Genomic DNA, 23,817 nt, shown 5'->3' with positions numbered 1-23,817 from the left:
CCTGTACCGGACATCTTGCCGACGATCCGCACTCTGCTAGCATAGGCAGTCCAACGACGGGGGGAATCGGCCGGCGAACGAGATTCCGTTGGCCTTACCGGTCGCTGGCCCGTGCGGCATACACGATAACCAACGATAAGCAGTCGGAGCACATATTCATGGCAAAACCATTAATACAATTGGCATTGGACTCCTTAGACGTCGATCAAACCCTAAGGCTGGCCAGTCTTACGGCGCCCTATGTCGATATCTTCGAAATCGGAACGCCGTGCATCAAACATAACGGGATCGGTCTGGTTACCGAGCTGAAGAAACGGTTTCCGAACAAGCTGATTCTCGTCGATCTCAAAACGATGGATGCCGGCGAGTATGAGGCTGCGCCTTTCTATACGGCCGGCGCGGATATCTGCACGGTTCTCGGCGTGTCCGGTCTTCCCACCATCGCAGGCGTGATCAAGGCGGCCAACGCCCATAATGCAGAAGTTCAAGTCGATCTCATCAATGTGCCGGATAAGCTGGCATGCGCGCGGGAAGCGGCCAAGCTGGGCGCCCACATCATCGGCGTGCACACGGGTCTCGATGCGCAGGCCGCTGGGCAAACGCCGTTCGCGGACTTGCAAGCGATCGCCAAATTAGGCTTGCCGGTCAGGATATCCGTCGCGGGAGGAATAAACCAATCGACGGCTCGCCAAGTCGCGAAAACGGGCGCGGACATCATCGTCGTCGGCGCCGCGATCTATGGCGCGTCCTCGCCCGCCGATGCCGCGCGGGAGATTCGCGAACTGGTCGAAGGCAAGCATCATAAGTTCATCATGTCGAAGCTTGCGGGCGTGCTCGGGTCTACGGATTCCAACTACGAAGCACGACTGACTACGATGCTGGACAGGGCGTCCCGAGTTTTTATCGCGGGCGCGGGGCGTTCCGGATTGGTTGCGAAGTTCTTTGGCATGCGCTTGATGCACGGCGGTTATGACGCTTACATCGTCGGCGAGGTCGTCACGCCGAGCATTCGAAAGGGCGATTTGTTCATCGTCATTTCCGGCTCCGGAGAAACCGAGACGATGATGGCGTATACCAAACGCGCCAAGGAAATGGGAGCCAACATCGCCTTGATTACGACGAAAGACAGTTCGTCGATCGGCGATTTAGCGGACGTCGTATTCCGGATCGGCAGTGCGGAGCAGTATCGCAAAGTGGTCGGCATGCCGATGGGAACGACATTCGAACTGTCCACGCTGCTGTTGCTGGAAGCGACCGTATCCCACATCATACATGCCAAGAAGATTCCCGAGGAGCAGATGCGGACCAGGCACGCAAATTTGGAATAACAACCAAGGAGGGAAGCTTGGGAATTCCAGCGCCCCGGCACGCTCCGTCGGATCGGAAGTGGGCGTGTTTTCGTTGAAAACGCACTGACACATCCGGCGAATAAGTTTTTATTCGACAAGAGATTGTTCGCCGATCGGCCGCAGGTGTTCCGCCTGAATCACGCGGCTGTCGGCGAATATGGCGATTTGCCGCGGGCTTTCCGGCCCAGATTGGGGTGCTGCGCAAATGCTATTCTTTTCACTCCTTCGATACGAAAAAGAACGACGCCACGAGGAGTCATGTCCCATCAAGCCGATTCGCTGAAATCCATTTTTTTCGCCCTGGGCGCAAACGCGGCCATTGCCGTAGCCAAGCTGTTCGCCGCCATGCATACTGGTTCCAATTCGATGCTGGCGGAAGCAATTCATTCCTTCGCCGATTGCGGCAACCAAGGTTTGCTGATCCTTGGCCTCAAGCGGGCGAAGCGTCCGCCATCGCCGGATTTTCCTTTGGGATACGGCAAGGCGATTTATTTCTGGTCGTTCATCGTCGCGCTGATTCTTTTCAGTATGGGAGGATTGTTTTCGATTTACGAAGGCATACACAAGCTGGAGGCGCACGAAGGGCTGGAGTCGCCGTGGCTGGCGGTCGGGATTCTGGTGTTCAGCATTGCCATGGAAAGTGTCTCGCTTTACGGATGCCTGCGGGAAGTTAACAAGGCCAGGGGTAACCGAGGACTTTGGCGCTGGTTCCGCGACACGCGTCAGAGCGAACTGATCGTGGTTTTGGGCGAGGACGTAGCGGCCTTGGCGGGATTGGTGTTCGCTCTGATCGCTGTCGGGCTCGCCATGGCGACCGGCGATCCGGTTTACGACGCCGCAGGCAGTATCGCAATCGGTGGGTTGTTGGTATTGGTTGCCGTGGGCATCGGTGCGGAAGTCTCCGAGTTGTTGATCGGCCAAAGCGTTGAGCCCGAGATCAAGCAAGCCATACATAATCATCTGGACAAGTGCGAGGAAGTCGCGCAGATTTTCAATCTGATCACTCTGCAACTCGGCAGCGACGTAATGGTGGCGGTGAAGGCGAAGATGCGTCGAGTGGCCGAAATGAACGAAATGATCGCCGATATCAATCGCTGCGAGGCTGGTCTGAAAACGGCTTTTCCCCAAGTGAAATGGGTGTTTTTCGAACCCGACGCGGCCGATTGACCGGATCTGTGTGCCGTAATGCCGACGAGGCAATTCGATTCGGGCCGAACCGGAATCAAGAAGCCTCTTGAAGAAGAATTTGGACAGAACGGTAAATATATGGTTTTCGGTACAAAGTGTAAGTCGCTACTTGGATTGAATTTTCGTTGTCGAAGAAGTATGGGCTGGCAAGCGACGTTCGCTCGATTGACAGCCGTGCAGCCACGGAGGCGCGACTCTTTTTGAGGGACCTGCATATGAAATCGAAATTCGAGACTATCCTGTTGCTGATGGTGGCGGCTGCCTTTTTGACTGCCTGTACCGGGAGCACTAAAAGGCACACACGAACGAGTGGCAAGCAAGTCCTCAAAGTGGTTAAGAAACATCAGTCAGTAGCGCGCCAATCGCCCATGTCGACTGTTAACCAATCTCCGATGCTTTCGCCGCATATTCTTGAGCCCAGACACCGGACTATCCAGGATGTGCTTTACCAATTCGGCCCGTATGCCGAGCAAGAGCTTAAGCCGTATTTCAGCAAGGCCGGTGTCTCCTATCCGCCTAGGAAAGTCACGTTTATTGCACTGAAACAGGAAAAGAAGCTAGAACTTTGGGCCAAAGACGAGGGAGAGTTCCGTTTTATCCGCGGCTATGACATCAAGGCCGCCAGCGGCGTGACCGGCCCCAAGCTGCGACAGGGTGACAAACAGGTTCCTGAGGGGATATACCGCATTGTCGGACTAAATCCGAATAGCAATTATCATCTGTCGATGAAATTGAACTATCCGAACGAGTTCGACTGGTTCCATGCTCAGCGCGAAGGCCGTTTCGATCCGGGATCGGACATTTTCATCCACGGTGACAGCGTATCCGCGGGTTGTCTTGCCATGGGGGACAAAGTGATAGAAGAACTGTTCGTGCTCACGGCACAGGTCGGAGAAGAAAACGTCAAAGTAATCATCGCCCCGCGAGATCCGCGCGTGTTGCCGCTCGATCCCGATGGTTACGGGCTACCTTCCTGGACGCCCGATCTGTACCGGACGATAGCCGCGGAGATGGAAGTTTTCTCCGACGAGGTCACGGTTTCGAACAACCGGCCATTTTATCCGGCGCGTGCGCCGCTTCGGTAGTAGCTCTTTACCGATCCTCAGATCGGTGCGGGACTAGCTCAAGACAAATGGTTTTTTTCCGCGCGAGGTAGTGCCGCTGCCCAAGGAGCCTCAGGCGAATTCGGCTCGACTGTTCTTGATCCGCACAAGCCGCCAATCGGGCGGAAAGTTGTAGCGATCCAGATGAAACCACCCAATAGTGTGGTCGGGCCGATCAGCTTGAATTCGTTGGTGATGGGGCGGCGCGGACGGCAAAGCTGAAGGCGTAGCTTTCCGGAAGCATCAGCGCAAATTGTTTGCGCGCGACGAAACTGCCGCCTTTAATTCGTGGAATCTATCCCACCCGCTCGGTTGCTCCGAGCCGGCTGAAGGATTCAGCCTAGCAGCACGGTATGTGCAAGCTTGGCCGATTACGCCTCGAGCCCTGATGTCAGGAGGCGTGCTCGGTACCTTCGGAACTCTGCGTGCGGCCGCTCGCTTCCGCTTCGTCGACTATCCCCGCCACGTGCATTCGCAGAATGCATTTCACATATTTCCATAATGCGGAGAATGTTTGTTCGCTTAATTCGCGCTCGATGACTGTGGTCGACATGACATCTTCCTCCGAATTCACACCCACTCACCCAGGAGTTTGATTTCTATAATTCGTCGGTGGTAAGGGATTGCTCTCAAGCATAACGCTTCGACCGGCCTTTCGAAATACACATGATTTGTGCCAAGAACCGCCGACGCAATATTGCAGACTAGGCGGCTGTACTTTTCAACTGAAGCGTATCGATCGCACCCTTTCGTTATGAATGTTAGCCGATACGCGAAATTACGGAGAGCTTTTTTGTAGAACTCGCTTCGATAGTGGCAATTTTGGCCGGAGATGACCACACTTAAGGCCATCGGTATCTTGCCGTCGCGGGGTCCGGCACCTTGCGGGTGATACGGGACTTGAGTCACACTGCGACCAAAAAAGCATAACGACGTTACTATATTCAGTCGGTCAGTGTGCGCCCGAACCGAATTGAATTCCGGTACCGGCGACTGTGTTCGCGTTTATCGGAACAACGCGCCGGGGGAACATGCTGCGGCGAATAATACAAAGACGATTAATTATGAGTGCAGAATTTTCACAGATTAACCGATTGACGTGGCTTCGTTTCGTTCGCGGCATCAAGAGCTTCGTGTCTTCCGAAGTGGGCCGCAGGGCCGTAATGTTGTTTGTCGGCTTGATCATGTTTCTGTTTGCGATCAACGGTCTAAATGTCCTGAACAGCTACGTAGGTCGCGATTTCATGACGGCTATCGCAGAACGCAACCGAGAAGGTTTTCTGTGGCAGGCTTCCATCTATATCGGCGTTTTGGCGGCATCTACCTTGGTCGCGGTTTATTACCGCTTCATCGAAGAGCGTCTGGGTTTGCTCTGGCGGGATTGGTTGACCCGGCGCTTCGTCAATATCTATCTCGAACATCCCACCTATTACCGGCTCAATGACCGTCTGATAGCAAACGGGGAAATCGCCAATCCGGACCAGCGGATCGCCGACGACGTGCGGGCATTCACGGTTACTACGCTGTCCTTCACGCTGATGTTTCTGAACGGCGCTTTTACCGTTGTCGCTTTCTCGGGGGTGATGTGGTCGATCAGTCCGTTGCTCTTCGGCGTAGCGGTCGTTTATGCCTTGGTCGGATCCTTTTTGACCATTCGCTTAGGCTATTCACTCGTTGGATTGAACTATAACCAGCTCGACAAAGAGGCTAACTTCCGCGCGGACCTCATTCATGTCCGGGAAAACGCCGAATCGATAGCACTGTTGCGCCGCGAAGGTCGAGCTAGAGGTAGAGTCCTGCGCCATCTCGACGAATTGACGGCCAATTTCCGAAAAATCATCGACGTACAAAGAAATTTGGGATTCTTTACTACGGGGTACAATTATCTCATCCAGATTATCCCCGCCTTGATCGTGGCGCCTCTTTATATTCGCGGCGAAGTCGAGTTCGGCGTGATTACTCAAGCGGCCATGGCCTTTGCACATCTCTTGGGGGCATTTTCGCTGATCGTAACCAATTTCCAATCCATTTCTTCGTTCGCCGCAGTCATCGCTCGCTTGGGATCGCTAGCAGAGGCGATCGAGCAAGCACAGGCAACGCCGGTTCCAACGGGCGAAGTCTGCGCCCATCACCGTCGCACCTCCGAGTGTCCTATCTGCGTCAAGACGCCGGTCGCTCCAGCCGCCATCGAAGTGTGCGAAAACGACGGACTGCTTGCGTACGAGCATTTGACGCTGCGAGCTCCCGAGGATGGTCACGTCATCGTCAAGAACTTGTCCGTTTCGGTTCCTTCCGGAACACGTCTTCTGGTTTATGGAGAAGACGACACCGCGAGAGTAGCGCTATTCAAGGCTACCGCAGGTCTTTGGGAAAAAGGCGAGGGGCGGATCATTCGTCCGGAACTCGATCAGATCATGTTTCTTCCCGAGCGCCCTTATCTTCCTCCGGGAACGCTTCGTGAACTGCTGCTCCGGACCGGCCAGGAATTCGTGATCGATGAAGCGCGTATCCGGGCCGTTCTGAGCGCACTCGACCTGGAGCCCATGCTTGCGCGGGCCGGGGGGCTGGATACGGAACACGATTGGGACAGCCTTCTATCTCTAGCCGAACAACAGCTGGTAGCCGTAAGCCGTCTGGTGATTGCCGCGCCCAAATTTGCATTCTTGGACCGTATTGACACTGCTTTGAGCACGGAGCAAGTTGCCACGGTTCTGGACATGCTTAATGCTAACCGCATTGCCTATGTCAATCTCGGCGGATTGCACGACGGACTCGAATATTATGATGCGGTTTTGGAATTTGCCGCTAATGGTGAATGGACATGGAAAGCACTTCAACCCGAGCAAGAAACCTATACGGAACGGTCCGCCGTCTGATGGGCTGCAGAAATGCCGGAAGCGCAAGGTTTCCGGTAAAATTGGCCTTTTGCTGTCTGCTTGCGGCAGTAATGGCCGGTTGTGCAACCGCCCCGCCGAAAAACCCTTCGAATCTGTGCTCGATTTTTCTCGAAAAAGAAGATTGGTACGTTGACGCCCGAAATGCGCAGCGGCGGTGGGGCATACCCGTACCGGTCCAGATGGCGATCATCAATCAGGAATCGAGTTTTGTCGAGGACGCGCGTCCGCCCCGTTACCAATTTTTGGGTGTTCTGCCGTTGTGGCGGTCATCGTCAGCTTTCGGCTACGGCCAGGTCAAAGACGACACCTGGGAATGGTATCGGACGAAAACGGGCAACGGCGGAGCGGATCGGGACGAGTTCGGGGACGTGGTCGATTTTATCGGCTGGTATGCGCATCAAAGTTTTACGCGCCTTGGAATCGCGAAGTTCGACGCTTATAACCAATATTTGGCATATCATGAGGGCCACGGCGGATTCCGGCGTAAGACGTATCTATCCAAACCCTGGCTGCTGCGAGTTGCCCAGCGTGTCGCGGCGACTGCGACGCGTTACCGTCGGCAATTATCGACCTGTCAAACATCTCTTGAACGGTCGTTAGCAAGCGACTGAGAGACTGCAAGAAGCGAAGCCATGCCTTCCGATGCTGAACGGTCCCTATCTTGTCCAATCATCGCGCAATCGATTTTTTTATTAGCCAGTCAATGAATTGTTTTCAGCGTTTCTTTGCGACCGCTCCTCTCGGTATGGAGCTTCTTTTGGCAGACGAGTTAAGAGCATTAGGTGCGGTGAAGGTTGCCGAAACCCGCGCAGGGGTGGCTTTCGGCGGTGACCTCGAAACGGCGTATAAAGCGTGTTTGTGGTCCCGGCTGGCCAACAGGATCTTGCTCCCGCTGGAGCGTTTCCCTGCCGCAAGCCCGGAGGCACTCTACAAGGGCATCCGGCGAATCGAGTGGAGCGCTCATCTGGACTCGCAGGCGACCTTCGCCGTGGATTTCGCCTCCAGCCGGTCGAAGATCACCCATACGCTGTTCGGCGCTCAAAAGGTCAAGGACGGGATCGTCGATTACTTCCGCGAGCATCACGGCGTTCGCCCGTCGGTGCGTCTCGATCGCCCCGATCTCCGGGTGAACGTTTATCTGGATCGCGATATCGCGACCGTTAGCATCGATCTTTCCGGCGAGAGTCTCCACAAGCGCGCCTATCGACAGGAAGGCGGCCGTGCGCCGCTCAAGGAAAACCTGGCGGCGGCCATTCTGCTGCGCGCCGGCTGGCCTAGGATCGCCGAGAGCGGGGGACATTTCGTCGATCCCATGTGCGGCTCGGGCACCTTGCCGATCGAAGCGGCGCTTATGGCAAGCGATTTTGCGCCGGGGCTGCTGCGGCCTCATTTCGGCCTGTTCGGCTGGAAACAACATAACAGCGCGCTCTGGCAGAACCTGGTGATCGAGGCGGAACGGCGCTGCGAGGCGGGTTTGCGAAAACTTCCACCGATTGTCGGCTACGACATCGACCGGCAAGCCGTCCGAATCGCCCTGGCAAACATCGAACATGCGGGGCTCACGGGTTACGTCCATGTGGAGCGCAAAGCCATGGGCGACGCTCGCCCCCGCCATGCGTTCGGTCTGGTTGCCGTTAATCCTCCTTATGGCGAACGATTGGGCGACGAGAAGACGCTGGTCCCTCTGTATATCCAACTGGGAGAGACGCTGAAAAATCATTTCGTCGGCTGGAAGGCGACTCTACTGACCGGTAATCCGGACCTGGCCTTCAAACTGGGCATAAGGGCGACACGCTATTACACGCTGTACAACGGGGCTCTCGAATGCAGACTTTTCAATCTCGATGTCGAACCAGAGCGCTTCTTCACCCCGCGCGAACCCGAGCCGCTAACCGAGGCGCAGCGTAAAACCCGCGAAATCTTTCGAAAAGCCAAAGCTGTGGAGACAGCGGACAGCGGAGCGGAAATGTTCGCCAACCGATTGCGAAAGAATCTCAAAAACCTTGGGCGCTGGGCGCGACAAAACGGAATTCACTGCTATCGGCTGTATGATGCCGACTTGCCGGAGTATGCCGTTGCCGTAGATGTGTATCAGGGCGAGCAGGCTTGGGTTCATATGCAGGAATACGAGGCCCCCTCAAGCATCGATCCGGCCAAAGCCGAGACGCGGTTGATTCATGCCGTGGCCGCAATTCCAAAAGCGCTTGAAATCCCGCCAGAGCAGATTTTTCTCAAGATTCGGCGGAAGCAGAAGGGTTTGGCGCAGTATGAGAAACAGGCCGAAGCCGGTCGGTTTCACGTGGTAGAGGAGGGCGGATGGAAATTTTGGGTCAATTTCGAGGATTACCTCGACACCGGTCTATTTCTGGATCATCGCATTACGCGCCGGATGATTCAGGAGCGGTCGGCGGATAAGCGATTCCTGAATTTGTTCGCCTACACCGGGGCCGCTTCGGTGTACGCGGCAAAAGGCGGAGCGGCATCGACGACCACAGTTGACATGTCCCGCACTTATTTGGACTGGGCGGCACGCAATCTTGAGCTTAACGGGATCGGTGGCAGCCGCCACGAGCTCATTCACGCGGATTGTCTCGAATGGGTCGATCAGGCATCGCGGGATAAGCGGCGCTTCGACTTGATCTTTCTGGACCCACCGACCTTCTCGACGTCGAAAAGAATGCGGCAAACCTGGGACGTGCAGCGGGATCACCCGATGCTGGTAAAAAAATGCATGAATCTCTTGGCGCCGGGCGGAGCATTGGTTTTTTCGACCAATTGTCGAAAATTCAAGCTTGATTCCGAGGCGCTGGCGGGGATCAGCTTAGAGGACGTCACCCGCAAAACGATCCCCAAGGATTTCGAGCGCAATCCGAAAATTCATCATTGCTGGATAATCAGTCGCTGAGTGTTTCGAGGTGTAACGATGACGAGGCGGGTTCATGTTTTTGTAGGGGGGGTGGTTCAGGGGGTGTTCTTCCGCGCGGCTACCTGTGAGCGCGCCTCGGTCTTGGGATTAAGAGGCTGGGTACGAAATCTTCCGGACGGCCGGGTCGAAATCTTGGCGGAGGGCGCCTCGGAACGTATCGCGGAATTCTTGGATTGGTGCGCGAGCGGCCCTCCGCGCGCTAAAGTCGATTCACTGGAAGTGATCGAAGAAATTCCGGTTGAGGAATTCACTACATTCGAGGTACGCAGGCACTTTTAGCACGCCAAAGGCGGCCTGGACGTTCCTCCTGACTTTGCGGACGAGTTCCCCCAGAGACCTGAGGCACGCGTGGCTTTGGCTTTCCGAGCATTAAAACTTCGCTCATTCCGTCAGCAAAGAGTTACAATTCGCGTCATCGTGCCACACGCAAGTAACGCGACGCCGAATCGTTTTTCATTTCGAATTCCGCTCATAGCGCTCCCCTCACGCCTAATTATTCAAGCAATGTACCGAAAACTGAAATCATTGGTCGAGCAGGGGCTTGCCAAGCAAGTTCCTGCCACCGGCCTTGGTGCTTTCCGAATTGGCTTTTCATTGGTAATACTCCAGGAAATTGTTTTCCTATTTTATTTCCGGCATTTAATTTTTGATCCGGTACCATTTTTTGATAGAGCATCTCCCATACTGCATTTTTTTCTCCTTGCGTGGATTTGCGTCGCGGCATGTCTTGTCGTGGGGTATCACACTCGAAGGGCCGCAGTAGCTAATTATGTATTCTGGGTGACATTCGTCGTTTTCACCCCCATGTGGCAGGACTTCGACGGCGGATTCGATCAGTTGATGACGGGCTCCAGCTTTCTTCTGATGTTCCTGCCTACCGAACGAGCATTATCCCTGGATAATCTGCGTCGTAAATTAAGACACTCGACATTGAATAACCGGTATGAGCCGCAAGACAAAGTAACGGTTCTTGCCTACTATATTCCACTTGCCATTTCCTTAGGATTACTCTATCTGGATTCGGGTATCCATAAACTTTCAGCGGATTTCTGGCGTAACGGGATGGGACCTTGGCTGCCGCCGACCATGCCTTATTACATGTCGGCAATCGATATGACGCCGTTGTTGAACATAAAGTCTCTGGAAATGTTTATCGGTTACACGATAATCGTCTTCCAATTCGCCTTCTTGTTCCTGTTTTGGTTCCGCCTCTTTCGGGTTCCTCTGTTGCTCACCGGGACGTTGTTTCACACGGGAATTGTGCTCTCGCTCAATATTTACCCCTTCGGTTTTGCGATGCTGGTCCATTATTTTTTACTGGTCCCGTTTAGGTGGTGGCGCAATCTGAAGAAGGCGTTCCAATTCGAGCAACCGGGGCTGACCGTTTTCTATGATCAACAATGCCCGTTGTGCAACCGCACCGTAATCGTCATTCAGCACTTCGATATTCTCAAGGCGGTTGACTTCAAGGGCTTGCAGACTAATGCGAAGGAATATCGGGAACTAGATTCGATTCCTGAAAATAAGCTATTACAAGATCTTTACGCTTTGGACGGTGAGCGGCGCTTGTATTCGGGATTGGATACTTATATCCGCATATTGGTCGGCATGGGATATACCGCCCCAGTCGGTTGGCTGATGAGATTGCCGGGCATTTACCATTTGGGAAACCGGTGTTATCGCCGAATAGCGGACCGACGAGAACGCATCGTGTGCGATGAGGCGTGTGCGGTTCAATCGCTGCCACCACCAATTGAGGAGCATCCTTTCGCGCAATGGTATCAACGTTATGCGGCGACGACTGGACAACAAACGCAACGCATCGCGAAATTCCTGATTGTGGTCCTGATGCTGCAACTGAACAGCACGATTCATTACGGCATCTTGTACCGCTGCGGAGAGGCTTGCGATATCGGCACTGCCGGCCGATTGCTGGATCACCTCAGCAATTCGGTCATCAATTTTTCCCATGCTTTTTTGGGAATAACGCCCCATGCTCTTTACATGCACGATCATTTCGCCGGCTACAATCACATCCTGGCCCTGACTTACAAGGACCAAAGCGGCCGGGAGCAATGGTTGCCTTTCGTGAACGAGGAGGGGCGGTTGGTTGCGCCAAATTGGGGCCGAGTGCAGTCGATGTGGGCGAACGTCGCAGTGACTTCTCACATGCACCAGGAGCGATTGAGCAAGTTCCTGAAAAAGGTTACGGCATTTTGGGGTACTGAGCTGGGATTGGATTTGTCGAACGCCGAATTTCTCGTCAAATTAAAGGAAGTGCGCGTTCCCATGGACTGGGAAGATGATCTGCGCCACAAGAATATCGCTCAGCCATGGCGCGATGTCGGAAAAGTTATTTGGCAACGCGGAAATTTTCGCGTCGAACTTCCGAACATCGATATAGAAACCTTGTAATGCTTTTATACCTGAGTTTTTTAGGTGTTGGCGGGTGAACGTCGGATGACTCGAAGACTCAGAAGGTGCCCGATTCGGCGTCCTGCTTACCTTGTCCGTGATGTTAACGGACTGCCGGTTTCAAGCCGATCGACTAAAATGGTTGGCTGACTAATGTTGGGGATAATCGACGATGTTCGAAATAATTAAGGCGGGCGGATGGGTCATGGTGCCCATCATTGCCTGTTCGATTTTGGCTTTAGCCATCATACTGGAGCGCTTCTGGACCTTGCGTGCAACCCGTATTATCCCGCCGCAGCTCGTTCCGGAAGTATGGAATCAATATCGGAAAAATCGGCTGGATACCGCCTACATTCGCAGATTGAAGGCGAACTCCCCGCTCGGCGCGGTCCTTGCCGCAGGGCTCGTGAACTATTCGCAAGGGCGCGAGGTGGTGAGGGAAAGTATCGAGCAGGCAGGACGCCAGGTGATCCACGATCTCGAACGATACTTGAACACCTTGGGCACTATCGCATCCGTGTCGCCTTACCTGGGGTTATTGGGCAGCGTCCTGGGTATGATCAAGGTCTTTTCCACGTTTTCCATGGCGAGCGGTATCGGGAATCCCACCAAACTCGCCGGCGGCATATCGGAAATCCTCATTGCCACGGCTGCCGGCCTGGCGGTTGCCATTCCGAGCCTTATTTTCTATCGATATTTTCAGGGGCGAGTGATCGACTTCGCCGTGCGCATGGAGGAGGAGGCCGTGCGATTGATCGAGACTCTTTACAGCAGTCAAGAAGAGGAATAAACGGCAATGAATTTCCGCCCGCGGCGTCGGGACTACCCCGAGCTCAACCTGATCCCGATGATCGACGTGCTCATCGTGCTGCTGATCTTCCTGGTACTGACCACGACATTCAGCCGCGAAGCAGAACTGCAAATCCGCCTGCCCGAAGCTACGGGTCAATCAACAGGTGAAGAAAAGGGCGTAGATGTCGTCATCGATACCGAAGGGCGTTATTTCGTCAATGAGCATCAGGTGGTAAACACGCAAATCGAAACCTTGAAAAAGGCGATTGTCGAAGCCGCGGGCGACAATAAGAATCCGTTGCTGGTCATCAATGCCGATCAAAAAACCACCCATCAAGCCGTAATTACCGTTTTAGACGCGGCCAGCCAGCTCGGTTTCACTCATGTGACTTTCGCCGCGAAGAGCGAGGCGATCGAAAATCCCTAGTCGTTCGAGTCGCGTGAAAAAGCAATTGGCTGGCTGGTTTCAGCGGGAATGGTATGAAAAGCCGCGTCCAAATCCTTTCTTAATTCCGCTCGAAGCCTTATTTCGACAGGTCGTTACGTTTCGCCGCTGGTCATATCGAAACGGACTTAAACGCATAAGCCGCTTGCCGGTTCCGATAATTGTGGTCGGCAATTTGACGGTCGGCGGCACCGGCAAAACGCCTTTGGTCATTTGGCTAGCTCGGTTTCTTAAGGAGAATGGATTTAGACCTGGCGTCATCAGCCGCGGCTATGGAGCATCCCACGGACGTCGGCCGGTTCGAGTCGCTGAAGATTCCGATGTGCATGCTGTAGGTGACGAGCCTCTGCTCATTGCCCGGCGAACCGGTTGCCCGGTGTTCGTTTTCCCGAAACGCACCGAGGCCGCAAAAGCGCTGTTAGAAAGAACCGACTGTGACATTATTCTGTCGGACGATGGGTTACAGCATTATGCCCTGTATCGCGACGTAGAAATCGCTGTAGTGGACGGTGCGAGGCAATTCGGCAATGGTCACTGCCTACCCGCAGGGCCTCTGCGGGAGCCAGTCGAGCGATTGAGTTCGGTAGACTTGAGGATTTATTCGGCAGAGGCTCCGCCCGGTGAATATTTCATGTCTCTGGACGGCGGAGTGGCCGTTAATCTGCAAGAGGAACAAGTAAAAGAGCCCCTAAGATCCTTCGGTGGGCGCGCTTTTTACGCAATTGCCGGAATTGGCAATCCGCAGCGGTTTTTCAGCCATCTCCGGAGCTTCGGGTTGAAGTTCGACAGCCGCGAGTTTCCCGATCATCATCAGTATCGGGTCGAAGACTTAGGTTTTGCCGAAGGCCTCCCAATCGTGATGACCGAAAAAGACGCTATCAAATGCCGAACTTTCGGCGCTTCGAATTTATGGTATGTGCCTGTCGAAGCGACGCTACCGACCGAGTTCGGAGTAAATTTGTTAACCATATTGAAGGCTAAATGCAATGGACAGAAAACTGCTTGAGATCCTGGTCTGCCCTGTTTGCAAAGGCGAACTTCTTTTTAGGAAGGAGCAGCAGGAGTTGATTTGCAAAGCGGACAGACTCGCTTATCCGATACGCGATGACATTCCGGTGATGCTGGAAAACGAGGCACGAAAGATCAGCCTTGAAGAATACGACGCTCTTTCGTAACCGCAGCACCATGCCGTCCTTCAATATCGTCATTCCGGCACGCTACGGGTCAAGTCGGCTGCCCGGCAAGCCTCTGCTTCCTTTAGCCGGACGTCCGATGATCGTCCATGTCTGTGAACGCGCCTTAGAAGCGGGTGATAATGTCATCGTTGCCACCGACGACGAACGAATCCGTGAAGCCGTAAGCCATCTGCCGATACGTGCGCTGATGACCCGAAAGGATCATACTAGCGGTAGCGAGCGAATAGCCGAGGTGGCCGATCAATTGGGTTGGTCGGATGACGAAATCGTCGTCAATCTTCAGGGCGATGAGCCCTTAATGCGGCCGAACTTGGTGAGGATGCTTGCCATGATTCTGGCCGACCAGAGTATCGCTCAGGTCGCTACGCTCGCCACACCCATCAAAAGTCACATAGAAGTCTTCGACCCGAATGTCGTTAAGGCCGTGGTCGATAACACCGGCTACGCACTTTATTTCAGTCGGGCTCCCATCCCTTGGCATCGGGCTGGTTTTTCCTGCGACAGCAGTCTTTTGCCAGAAAACTTTCCGTATCTCCGGCATATCGGTATCTACGCGTACTCGGCCGGTTTTCTGCGGCGCTATGTAAGCTGGCCACCGTCCGAGTTGGAAGCCGTCGAAGCCCTGGAGCAACTGCGCATTTTGTGGCAGGGAGAACGTATTCTGGTCAGGGTAATCGAGGAAGCGCCTGAAGCAGGGGTTGATACCAAGGATGACCTACAGCGGGTCGACCAGCTATTGTCCATGCGTTAGTTCGATGGGGTGTTTTTCTTTCGCATGGCCGCATCACCGGGCTTGCTCGGAGGGCGCCTGTGTTTACCGGAACTCGCCCCATCATCTGAGATCAGGATTTTCTCCCGATGCAAGTCAGTGATGCACATGTATACTCACTCTTCGGCGGGCAGCTAGCGCTACGGAGGGCTTCGCCGGAATGGTTTACTGAGCTCAGTTGATCATCAAAACGCGCATCTTTTGTGCTCACAGGTCATTGAAAGAGCCTCATATATTCCATTTGATGATGCGCCCCCTTATACTAAGTCAGGAGTGGCCATCCAGCGCATGCTGGCGGGGGTCTTCATCCATTTCTTAAGATGTTTAGGAGAATGATGTGAAAAAACGTAATTTGACGAAAGCGATACTTACGGCGCTGCTGCTAGCCAGCCCGTTGGCGATGGCGGAATCAGAATACCCAGCAGCAGACTTTGAGCCGGTAGTCATTACCCAAGACGCTGATTTAATCGCCAAGCACGCTGAGGCTGCAAAGGAACGAGCAAAAACCGTACAAACCATGCAGGCGAAGCAGGATTCGAGCAGCTCGACGGCGGTATCAGCCGATCAACCCAGCTCTGGTGCTGCTGCCGCAAAAGCCGAGAATCCCTTGGCGGAAAATTATCCAATCGGCTTGATCGTTCTGGGCTTGGCTGGTTTCATCTTCTGGAGCAGCAGACAATCCGGATCTAATGTCCAGCCTGTTCAGCATGCACCTGCGCCAGTTTCGAGCGGTGCAGCGGGCGAAACCGGCGTGGCAAAGTACATGAAAACCCTTTCGGAACCTGCCAAAGCCGCTGCGGGCGAAACCGGCGTGGCTAAATACCTGAAAAATCTACCTTCAGCTGCCAAACCAGCGGCAGCCGTAACGGGGGTGGCGAAGTACCTGAAAAATCTCGAAGAGACCGCAAGATAAAACGGCTGTTATCGCAGAAAGTGATAGGTTCCTCCAAAACTTGGCTTTGGCAGGCATTAGACGCAGAAGCTGGTTAAGTCATCTCTTATGTGCTGGCTCGAATAATCCCGCATTTTTCGATTCATCGCCGCTATCCACCGATTGTCCCGACGCATAGTCGTGAAACTGCACATGTGTTCACGGTGTCGCGCGCTGGCGATGATAGATACGAGAGAGCGACAGAGGATCGTTGACACCTATCCCGGTTCTACTTTAGAGTTAACAAATAATGCGTTTAAAGAATGCATTTATAAAGATTAAGTTAATAAGTATCTAATCAACTATAACAATTGGAGTACCTATCATGGCAAGACCATTAATACAATTGGCATTAGATTCTTTGGACGTCAACCAGACTTTGAAACTTGCTGGCCTTGCGGCGCCTTATGTGGATATCTTCGAAATCGGAACGCCCTGCATTAAGCATAATGGAGTCAGCCTGGTCAGAGAATTGAGGAAGAAATACCCGAACAAACTGATTTTGGTCGATCTCAAAACGATGGACGCCGGCGAGTACGAGGCGACGCCTTTCTATGCGGCAGGCGCCGATATCTGTACGGTTCTCGGTGTGTCCGGTCTTCCCACCATCGCCGGCGTAATCAAGGCCGCCAACGCGCACAATGCAGAAGTACAAGTCGATCTCATCAATGTACCGGACAAAGTAGCATGTGCCAGAGAGTCCGCCAGGCTTGGCGCTCATATCATTGGCGTTCACACGGGTCTTGATGCGCAGGCGGCTGGGCAAACTCCGTTTGCCGACTTGCAAGCCATTGCCAGACTGAACCTGCCCGTCAGAATCTCTGTTGCCGGTGGAATCAAGCAGTCGACCGTCCAGCAGGTTGCGCGTGCCGGTGCAAACATTGTTGTTGTTGGCGCTGCAATTTACGGTGCTCCTTCGCCTGCTGATGCCGCACGTGAGATTTGCGAGCTCGCTAGCGCCGCATAAAGGGGCATCTTATGCATCAAAAAACGATCATAGAAAAGATTTCTGGCGTCTTAGGAGCCACAGATCCCACCTATGATGAAAAATTGACTCGCATGCTCGACGAGGCGTCGCGAGTGTTTGTGGCTGGTGCCGGTCGATCGGGACTAGTCGCAAGATTCTTTGCGATGCGACTGATGCACGGCGGTTATGATGCATACGTAGTTGGTGAAATTGTTACCCCGAGCATTCGAAAGGGTGATTTATTCATCGTGATCTCGGGCTCCGGAGAAACGGAGACGATGATTGCATTCACCAAACGTGCTAAGGAGCAGGGCGCAAAAATCGTTTTGCTGTCCACAAAGAACAGCTCAACAATTGGCGATATGGCGGATTTCGTGTGCCAGATTGGCACTGCGGAGCAGTATGGCAAAGTTGTAGGCATGCCAATGGGTACCACGTTCGAGTTATCGACGTTGATCTTCTTGGAAGCTACGATCGCCCACATCATTCATGAGAAGGGAATTCCGGAAGAAGAGATGAGGACAAGACACGCTAATCTGGAGTAGTGTCTTAAGGCTAAGGCCAATATGTATGTATTATGTATTGGCCTAGTCGAATGTCAGGGAATCAAATCGTTACGCGCTGTGTGTTAACACAACTGCTCGCGACCGAACAGTTGATACGCAGATAGCGAGTTTGGTCTTGTGGCCGGATTAACTTACGAAGAAAGTCCGGCCACGATGCCTGAGGGGTGCGGTACTATCGTAGTGCCCTTCAATAGACCATGAGCGAGTATTTGACGGGCCTTGTAGCTCGTTAAGATATTGCACCCTGGCAAAGCTCGTATCGAACAATGGTCTTGTGCCGAGACTGTTCGCTTTTCAGCGCCTGCACGTGCGTCAACCATGCACGCTTATATCGCTTTTCACGATGCCAGCGAAACCGATCGGATGGGCGTAGTGATAGCGCCTCACAAAAAATACTCCTCGCTGCCGATTTTCCAGACCGCCAGGTCTGTAGACTACAGATGAAGGACTCATCATCCGAGTCCGTCTCAATTTAAAGGCTCCGTTTCAGTTCCTGGCTCTGACGCATGCGCAACTTCGCGCGTAGCTGCGGCACAGATTCCGGAATAGCTAGCTCGAGCAAAGCATTGCAAATGCTTGAGGCCGGCATGCGCTTTTATCTGAAGCGCTTATTGTTTGGTTTGTCGCAGTTTTTGAGAGCATATGTTCTCGGCTTGGCCCGCCTTGATGAGAAGGGATACGGGGTACTTATTTTCGCGAAGGAATTTTTTCACTTCATCGATCGTAAGGCGCTTTGATTCTTCCTGTGCTATGCATTCACACAGGTTTATGATCGGGGAATCATCGCTTGTAATGACTCTATTCGGATTTGCTTTTTCTTTTTTCACGCACATATCAGCATACTTATGCTCAAAGGCGTGATGGTCCTCTTCACTAATAACATGAGCTAACGCACTGGCTGAAAATAAGCACGTTGCAATGATTAGAGTGACGCCCATTGTGCCCGATAATTTTCGGGGTAACACACGGGTCTTAGATTCATGGATAAATGAAGGGGGCATTTTGCTTCTCCAACTTAACGAATAGAAAACACGTCCGCCCAATTGATTAATTTTTCCTCGCTGAACCATGTCAATATATAAACGACCAGTTTTAGGCATCTTTCTTGGTTGACTCAATGCAAGATGGCGCATATTGGTCTGACAAGGCAGGAAGACCGGAGATAGGGCAGATCGCTCGGATGATTATGGGCTGGCGATCCTTGAAAAAACTATTGTCGAGGACTATTGCGCCGATAAGGACGTTTGGAACCAATGGAAAAGAAAGCGATTAATTGGTCCGCACCGTTGAGCTGAAAGGATCGCATTCCTCGAGGTCGCTTCTTGCTAGGGTGGACAACGTCGGCAATCAACGATGTCTGGCCGACGTTTTAATCGGTGTTCCACCCAAACTCTTACACGAAAATCGCGGCATCGAATAAGCGACTACTTCTTCCAGATTGTCGACGTGTTCCACATCGCCATAGAAGTTGGCCGCCCTCCGGATCTCGGATCCGGAAATATTCTCAGCCGCGTAGTTAGAGTCTCCTCTATCCCTCAAGGTAGGATAGTCGGGTCGCAAGGAGTTTTTCCAACGTTTCCAAGGCCTTGGTGAAACCGTCGATACCCTCTGACAGCTTTTCCGAAGCCATGCGATTCTCGGCATGCATCCGGTCGTAAGTCGCTTTGTCCATAGCGATTTTGTCGATCGAGGCACTAGCGGCCTTTTGCGGATCCAACTTCCGCGGCAGCTCGTCCTCGGTAGACTGTAGCTCGGACAACAGAGAGGGCGCAATGGTCAGGAGGTCACAGCCGGCCAACTCGGTAATTTCGCCGATATTCCGGAAGCTCGCGCCCATGACTTCCGTCTTGTAGCCAAACTTCTTGTAATAGTTGTAGATTTGGGTGACCGAAAGAACACCTGGATCTTCGGCGGGCGGATAAGAGTGGCGTCCGGTATCTTTCTTATACCAGTCCAGAATTCGCCCAACAAAGGGAGAAATCAACGTGACGCCCGCCTCGGCGCAGGCAATCGCCTGATGCAAGCCGAACAATAGCGTCAGGTTGCAATGAATGCCTTCCTTTTCCAGTACTCCGGCGGCTTGTATGCCTTCCCAGGTGGCAGCGATTTTGATGAGCACGCGTTCTTTTGAAATGCCCGCAGCTTCGTACTGCGCGATGATCTCGCGAGCCTTGGCTATAGTGCTCTCGGTATCATAAGAAAGTCTTGCGTCCACTTCCGTGGAAACGCGGCCTTCGATGATTTCCAGAATTTTTAGGCCAAAGGAAACGGCCAACCGATCGAAAGCGAGGGAAGCTACCTGCGATGCCTGTGCATCCTTGCCCAGAGTCTGTCTCGCCCCTTTCAGTGTGTCGTCGACGATGCCCTGATACTGAGGCATTTGGGCGGCGGCGGTAATGAGCGAGGGGTTGGTAGTCGCATCTCGGGGCTTAAAGGTTTCTATAGCCTGAATGTCGCCGGTGTCGGCCACAACCACCGTCATTTCTCGGAGTTGGTCAAGTAAATTCTTTGGCATAATCGAATCCTGCATTTCAAAGTAATATGTGTCTGGAGAGCTACGGGAACATCCCGGCTCCCGATTACTATTGCATTTGGCACTACAAGCATTTCTGACGGAACTGCTTGATCAGAAATACTCTAAGGCCTGCTACAGCAATAACCGGCTAAGGATACATGGAACCAAACCGTCTTAACAAGAACGGCAGGCTTACGTGTGCAGGTCGTTGCCAAATCGGTTGGGAGAAGACTTTCGATACACTGGCAAGTCTTGAGCGGCGCCCTGACGCATTTACGTTCTTTGGTCCAGGACGATTCTTGGATAATGCTCGGAGCAATGTTTTTGGCTCCAACAGCTGTCAATGATTGACCTCAAAGGGGGAAGAATCCATCAGCCGACGGCACGCTCGTGCGAATCTGGTGACAAAGCCGATCAGGCTGATAAAATTCCATCCCTACTTTCGTAAGCTAACCATAAAAAGTATCAAGGAGAAAAATATGCCTTCGCGTCGAGAATTAGCAAACGCCATACGCGCTTTGAGCATGGATGCTGTACAAAAAGCGAATTCCGGGCATCCGGGAGCGCCAATGGGAATGGCAGATATCGCCGAGGTGCTGTGGAACGATTATATGCGGCACAATCCGGCAAACCCGAAATGGCCGGATCGCGACCGCTTCGTTCTTTCCAACGGTCACGGTTCCATGCTCTTGTACTCGTTGCTGCATTTGACCGGTTACGACCTCCCGATCGAAGAGCTGAAAAATTTCCGTCAGCTCCACTCCAAAACACCGGGCCATCCGGAATACGGTTATGCACCGGGCGTTGAAACGACCACCGGTCCTTTGGGGCAGGGCATCACCAACGCGGTCGGCATGGCGTTGGCCGAACGTACGCTGGCAGGCCAATTCAACCGTCCCGGCCACAAAATCGTCGATCATTACACTTATGCATTCTTGGGCGATGGCTGCTTGATGGAAGGCATTTCCCACGAAGCTTGCTCGCTTGCCGGATCCATGAAGCTCGGCAAGCTGATCGCATTTTACGACGACAACAATATTTCGATCGATGGTGAAGTACGCGGCCACGGCAACACGCCAGGCTGGTTCATGGATGATACCCCGAAGCGTTTTGAAGCCTACGGCTGGCACGTCATCCCGAAAGTCGACGGTCATGACGCAGAGGCTGTGAAGAAGGCCATCGAGGAAGCACGCGCCGTTACCGACAAGCCCTCTTTGATCTGTTGCCAGACGATCATCGGTTGGGGCTCTCCCAATAAGCAGGGCAAGGAAGAATGCCACGGCGCCGCATTGGGTGCCGATGAAGTAGCTTTGGTCCGTGAGACCATCGGCTGGCCGCATCCGGCGTTCGAAATCCCGTCCGAAATTTATGAAGCGTGGGATGCGAATGAAATCGGCGCGAAGGCCGAGTCCGACTGGAACGACCGCTTCGAAAACTATCGCAGCGAGTATCCGGAATTGGCTGCTGAATTCGAGCGCCGCATGGCAGGCGAGTTGCCCCGCGACTGGGCAGAGAAGTCGGAAGCCTTCATCGCGAAAGTTAATGAGAAAGCCGAAACCATCGCGAGCCGAAAAGCGTCGCAGAACGCTCTTAACGGTTTCGGACCGCTGCTGCCCGAAATCATGGGCGGCTCTGCCGACCTTGCAGGCTCCAACCTGACCATCTGGTCCGGCTGCAAGAACGTGAATGCAGAAGGTTACGACGGCAATTACGTCTACTATGGCGTGCGTGAGTTCGGCATGTCGGCGATTATGAACGGCATCGCCTTACACGGCGGTTTTAAACCTTACGGCGGGACCTTCCTGATGTTTTCCGAATACGCACGCAACGCGCTGCGTATGTCGGCCCTCATGAAGGCATCGGTGATTTATGTCTACACCCACGACTCCATCGGTCTGGGCGAAGATGGTCCGACACATCAACCGATCGAACAAACTGCCACGCTGCGCATGATTCCAAACATGCAGGTCTGGCGTCCGTGCGACTCGGTGGAAACGGCGGTGGCTTGGAAAACCGCAATTGAGCGCAAGGATGGTCCTTCATGCCTGATCTTCTCGCGGCAGAACCTGCCTCACGTGTCTCGCACTCCGGCGCAGATCGACGCCATCCGGCGCGGCGGTTACGTCGTTCGCGACTCTGATGGGACGCCGGATGCGATCATCATCGCCACGGGCTCGGAAGTCGAGCTGGCGTTGAAGGCGGCGGAGGAGCTTTCAGGCAAGGGTAAGAAAATTCGCGTGGTTTCCATGGTTTCGACCAATGTGTTCGACGGTCAAGATGCCGCATACCGCGAGTCGGTATTACCGTCTGCCGTTACCAAGCGCGTCGTCGTCGAGGCGGGTGTTAGTGATGGCTGGTTCAAGTACGTAGGACTCAATGGCAAAATCGTGGGCTTGGACCGCTTCGGCGAATCCGCACCGGCCGGCCTACTATTCAAGGAGTTCGGCTTTACCGTCGAAAATGTTGTCAAACAGGTGGAGTCGATTCTCTAGGATTGATTTTCTAGAGATTTGAGAAAGGGCCTAACTGGCGACGATTTTCAACGGATGCTCCCCTTCGGGCGGACGGTTGCCGAAAGGGAGCATACGCCATCCGGCAGTGCTCGGTTCAAGCAAGTCGCTTGGACGAAATCGTCGGTTGGCTGAATTTCGTCGCTAAGTTGGCGATCAGGAGGCGAGAGGAGTCGATCGATGGCTATCATTTCCTTAAGACAATTGTTGGATCACGCCGCCGAGCACAACTACGGTCTGCCGGCGTTCAATGTCAATAACATGGAGCAGGTCAAGGCCATCATGGAAGCCGCTTCCGCAGTCGACGCTCCGGTGATTCTGCAAGGATCCGCCGGCGCGCGTAGCTATGCGGGCGAGCCGTTTCTGCGCCATCTCGTTCTCGCCGCGGCGGAAATGTACCCGCATATTCCGATCTGCATGCACCAGGATCACGGTGCTTCGCCAGCCGTGTGCATTCGTGCCATTCAGTCCGGGTTCAGTTCGGTGATGATGGATGGTTCCTTGCTGGAAGACATGAAAACGCCTTCCAGCTATGAATACAACGTCGAAACCACCCGCAAGGTCGCCGATATGGCGCATGCGTGCGGCGTTTCCGTCGAGGGTGAATTGGGCTGCCTAGGCTCGTTGGAAACGGGAAAAGCGGGCGAGGAAGATGGCCACGGTGCAGTAGGCGAGTTGGATCATTCTCAGCTGCTGACGGACCCCGACGAAGCTGCCGATTTCGTCAAGAAAACCAAGGTCGACGCCTTGGCCATTGCCATTGGTACGAGCCACGGCGCTTACAAATTTACTCAGAAGCCGACCGGCAAAGTGCTACGCATCGACCGCGTCAAAGAAATCCACGCCAGGATTCCAAACGTCCACTTGGTCATGCACGGCTCCTCCTCGGTACCGGAAGACTGGGCGGCGATGATCAATAACTACGGCGGCGATATCGGCCAGACCTATGGTGTGCCGGTCGAGGAAATCGTAGAAGGTATTCGTCATGGCGTACGCAAGGTGAATATCGATACCGATCTTCGTATCGCGTCGTACGGCGCTATGCGCAAGTACATGGTCGAGGACAAAAAGAACTTCGATCCGCGCAAAGTCTACAAGGAAGCGCAAAAAGCTATGACCAGCATTTGTGCAGCCCGTTACGAAGCATTCGGTGCTGCTGGCCAGGCTTCGAAGATCAAAGTCATCAGTTTGGAAGAGATGAACAAGCGGTACAGCAAGGGAGAATTGGATCCGGTCGTCACTTAGACC

The 23,817-nt window shown here is 53.6% G+C and carries 21 protein-coding genes; 19 read left to right on the top strand and 2 right to left on the bottom strand.

Annotated features, from left to right (window positions below; translation table 11 throughout):
• Window positions 1-158: 158 nt before the first annotated feature.
• The 3 genes from hxlAB to JOD69_RS12760 all read left to right on the top strand — a co-directional run bounded on the left by hxlAB (window position 159) and on the right by JOD69_RS12760 (window position 3,622).
• Window positions 159-1,328 (top strand): bifunctional 3-hexulose-6-phosphate synthase/6-phospho-3-hexuloisomerase, encoded by a 1,170-nt coding sequence (gene hxlAB, locus JOD69_RS12770; protein ID WP_077731039.1) that lies wholly within the window; start codon window positions 159-161, stop codon window positions 1,326-1,328.
• Window positions 1,329-1,607: 279 nt separating this feature from the next.
• Window positions 1,608-2,516 carry a cation diffusion facilitator family transporter gene (locus JOD69_RS12765; protein ID WP_086133936.1) on the top strand — a complete coding sequence of 303 codons (909 nt, stop codon included), beginning with the start codon at window positions 1,608-1,610 and terminating at the stop codon, window positions 2,514-2,516.
• Between the two features lie 269 nt (window positions 2,517-2,785).
• Window positions 2,786-3,622, top strand: coding sequence for a L,D-transpeptidase family protein (locus tag JOD69_RS12760; protein ID WP_205781032.1), 837 nt, complete (start codon window positions 2,786-2,788; stop codon window positions 3,620-3,622).
• Window positions 3,623-4,031: 409 nt separating this feature from the next.
• Here JOD69_RS12760 and JOD69_RS12755 read toward each other — a convergent pair whose 3' ends face one another.
• Window positions 4,032-4,193, bottom strand: coding sequence for a hypothetical protein (locus JOD69_RS12755; protein WP_156880886.1), 162 nt, complete (start codon window positions 4,191-4,193; stop codon window positions 4,032-4,034).
• Window positions 4,194-4,704: 511 nt separating this feature from the next.
• Between JOD69_RS12755 and JOD69_RS12750 the strand changes: the two genes are divergently transcribed.
• The 14 genes from JOD69_RS12750 to JOD69_RS12685 all read left to right on the top strand — a co-directional run bounded on the left by JOD69_RS12750 (window position 4,705) and on the right by JOD69_RS12685 (window position 18,281).
• Entirely contained in the window at window positions 4,705-6,516 is a 1,812-nt protein-coding gene (locus tag JOD69_RS12750) for an SbmA/BacA-like family transporter (protein WP_077731041.1), read from the top strand.
• A complete protein-coding gene (locus JOD69_RS12745; protein WP_086133938.1) occupies window positions 6,516-7,148 on the top strand; it encodes a hypothetical protein in 633 nt (210 codons plus the stop codon). Before JOD69_RS12750 ends, JOD69_RS12745 begins: the two co-directional genes overlap by 1 nt.
• A 92-nt stretch (window positions 7,149-7,240) precedes the next feature.
• On the top strand, window positions 7,241-9,442 hold the full coding sequence (gene rlmKL, locus JOD69_RS12740) for a bifunctional 23S rRNA (guanine(2069)-N(7))-methyltransferase RlmK/23S rRNA (guanine(2445)-N(2))-methyltransferase RlmL (protein WP_086133939.1): 2,202 nt from the start codon (window positions 7,241-7,243) through the stop codon (window positions 9,440-9,442).
• 18 nt (window positions 9,443-9,460) lie between these two features.
• Window positions 9,461-9,742 carry an acylphosphatase gene (locus tag JOD69_RS12735; RefSeq protein ID WP_086133940.1) on the top strand — a complete coding sequence of 94 codons (282 nt, stop codon included), beginning with the start codon at window positions 9,461-9,463 and terminating at the stop codon, window positions 9,740-9,742.
• A 69-nt stretch (window positions 9,743-9,811) separates the two neighbouring features.
• Window positions 9,812-11,878 carry a DCC1-like thiol-disulfide oxidoreductase family protein gene (locus JOD69_RS12730; protein ID WP_240506919.1) on the top strand — a complete coding sequence of 689 codons (2,067 nt, stop codon included), beginning with the start codon at window positions 9,812-9,814 and terminating at the stop codon, window positions 11,876-11,878.
• 172 nt (window positions 11,879-12,050) lie between these two features.
• On the top strand, window positions 12,051-12,668 hold the full coding sequence (locus JOD69_RS12725) for a MotA/TolQ/ExbB proton channel family protein (protein WP_077731046.1): 618 nt from the start codon (window positions 12,051-12,053) through the stop codon (window positions 12,666-12,668).
• Between the two features lie 6 nt (window positions 12,669-12,674).
• Window positions 12,675-13,097: a biopolymer transporter ExbD gene (locus JOD69_RS12720; RefSeq protein WP_086133942.1), complete on the top strand. Its 423-nt coding sequence runs from the start codon at window positions 12,675-12,677 to the stop codon at window positions 13,095-13,097.
• Between the two features lie 13 nt (window positions 13,098-13,110).
• The gene (lpxK, locus tag JOD69_RS12715; RefSeq protein WP_077731048.1) at window positions 13,111-14,121 is read left to right on the top strand and encodes a tetraacyldisaccharide 4'-kinase; all 1,011 of its coding nucleotides are present in this window, start codon (window positions 13,111-13,113) and stop codon (window positions 14,119-14,121) included.
• A complete protein-coding gene (locus tag JOD69_RS12710; protein WP_077731049.1) occupies window positions 14,102-14,290 on the top strand; it encodes a Trm112 family protein in 189 nt (62 codons plus the stop codon). The genes lpxK and JOD69_RS12710 overlap by 20 nt, the downstream gene beginning before the upstream one ends.
• 10 nt (window positions 14,291-14,300) lie before the next feature.
• Window positions 14,301-15,062, top strand: a complete 762-nt coding sequence (gene kdsB / locus JOD69_RS12705; RefSeq protein ID WP_077731050.1) for a 3-deoxy-manno-octulosonate cytidylyltransferase — start codon at window positions 14,301-14,303, stop codon at window positions 15,060-15,062.
• 355 nt (window positions 15,063-15,417) lie between these two features.
• Window positions 15,418-15,993 carry a hypothetical protein gene (locus JOD69_RS12700; protein WP_077731051.1) on the top strand — a complete coding sequence of 192 codons (576 nt, stop codon included), beginning with the start codon at window positions 15,418-15,420 and terminating at the stop codon, window positions 15,991-15,993.
• A 343-nt stretch (window positions 15,994-16,336) separates the two neighbouring features.
• The gene (hxlA, locus tag JOD69_RS12695) at window positions 16,337-16,978 is read left to right on the top strand and encodes a 3-hexulose-6-phosphate synthase (protein ID WP_086133943.1); all 642 of its coding nucleotides are present in this window, start codon (window positions 16,337-16,339) and stop codon (window positions 16,976-16,978) included.
• Window positions 16,979-16,989: 11 nt separating this feature from the next.
• Entirely contained in the window at window positions 16,990-17,523 is a 534-nt protein-coding gene (gene hxlB, locus JOD69_RS12690) for a 6-phospho-3-hexuloisomerase (RefSeq protein ID WP_077731053.1), read from the top strand.
• Between the two features lie 527 nt (window positions 17,524-18,050).
• The gene (locus JOD69_RS12685; RefSeq protein WP_210023972.1) at window positions 18,051-18,281 is read left to right on the top strand and encodes a hypothetical protein; all 231 of its coding nucleotides are present in this window, start codon (window positions 18,051-18,053) and stop codon (window positions 18,279-18,281) included.
• A 791-nt stretch (window positions 18,282-19,072) separates the two neighbouring features.
• Here the strand turns inward: JOD69_RS12685 and JOD69_RS12680 are convergent.
• A complete protein-coding gene (locus JOD69_RS12680; RefSeq protein ID WP_077731067.1) occupies window positions 19,073-20,059 on the bottom strand; it encodes a transaldolase in 987 nt (328 codons plus the stop codon).
• 464 nt (window positions 20,060-20,523) lie between these two features.
• Between JOD69_RS12680 and tkt the strand changes: the two genes are divergently transcribed.
• On the top strand, window positions 20,524-22,551 hold the full coding sequence (gene tkt, locus JOD69_RS12675; protein WP_276205402.1) for a transketolase: 2,028 nt from the start codon (window positions 20,524-20,526) through the stop codon (window positions 22,549-22,551).
• A 198-nt stretch (window positions 22,552-22,749) separates the two neighbouring features.
• Window positions 22,750-23,814 (top strand): class II fructose-bisphosphate aldolase, encoded by a 1,065-nt coding sequence (fba, locus tag JOD69_RS12670; protein ID WP_077731055.1) that lies wholly within the window; start codon window positions 22,750-22,752, stop codon window positions 23,812-23,814.
• The last annotated feature ends 3 nt before the right edge of the window (window positions 23,815-23,817 follow it).

The sequence above is a fragment of the Methylocaldum sp. RMAD-M genome (assembly GCF_017832375.1).
Lineage (GTDB): Bacteria > Pseudomonadota > Gammaproteobacteria > Methylococcales > Methylococcaceae > Methylocaldum.
Note: the sequence above shows the minus strand (reverse complement) of the source record. Positions and strands in the feature narration are given on the sequence as shown.